General features: G+C 60.7%; 2 protein-coding genes. Both read right to left on the reverse strand.

Annotated elements, in window-relative coordinates; all coding sequences use genetic code 11:
• Positions 1 to 404 (reverse strand): IS66 family transposase (locus NKJ91_RS33710; RefSeq protein WP_352458947.1); only part of this gene is annotated, 404 nt, incomplete at its 3' end.
• A 70-nt stretch (positions 405 to 474) separates the two neighbouring features.
• Positions 475 to 633 (reverse strand): IS66 family insertion sequence element accessory protein TnpB, encoded by a 159-nt coding sequence (tnpB, locus tag NKJ91_RS33715; RefSeq protein WP_352458948.1) that lies wholly within the window; start codon positions 631 to 633, stop codon positions 475 to 477.
• Positions 634 to 722 lie beyond the last annotated feature (89 nt).

Genomic DNA, 722 nt, shown 5'->3' on the forward strand with positions numbered 1-722 from the left:
TCGATGACCACCTCGATCCGTTCGAGATGGGCCGCAAAGCCTTTGCGAGGACGCGGAGCGCGCTTCGCTTTCGAGCCGCCCGCAGACTTCTCCATCTGCGCTTGGATGGCCGCCACGCCGGTTTCGATCTCGTCGAAGACCAGAGCGTACTGCTCCTCGCTCAGCGCACCGGCCCGCAACCTTTCGGAGCGGCTGCCGAAGCGCGACCGCTCCAGCATCTTCACGACCGCCGTCAGTCGTGCGATCCGCTCCTCGGCGCTCTTGTTGACCAACTCGAGATGCGTATTGTGGACTTCGAGATCGGCATTACGCTCTTCCAGACCGGCGGCTTTTTCGGCCATGGCAACAACCATCGCCTTGAGCGCGTCAACGTCGTCCGGGAGCGCGAGATCGGGTGCCGACATGGCCAAAATCAGAGCATATTCGCGGGCATTCCCGCGTTTTCAGCTCCCTGATTCATCATGCCGCAGGGTTTTACCCAACCGATTGCGGCCGCCTGACGGTCTCCGTTCGAACCCGTTTCCAGTCCATTCCGTCAACCAGAGCCATGAGCTGAGCATGATTGAGCTGGACCCGGTGGTGGCCGATCCGCGGCCAGCAGAACTTCGCCTCATCCAGCCGCTTGTACCTCACTTGGGAATGCAGACTCTACGAACGCAGTTACGCAATTAGTGCGGATCACGCATCCGTTTCATCCTCTGTTCTCGCGGCTGCTGCCATGT

Origin of the sequence: Mesorhizobium sp. M0040, assembly GCF_040323505.1 — a bacterium.
Lineage (GTDB): Bacteria > Pseudomonadota > Alphaproteobacteria > Rhizobiales > Rhizobiaceae > Mesorhizobium.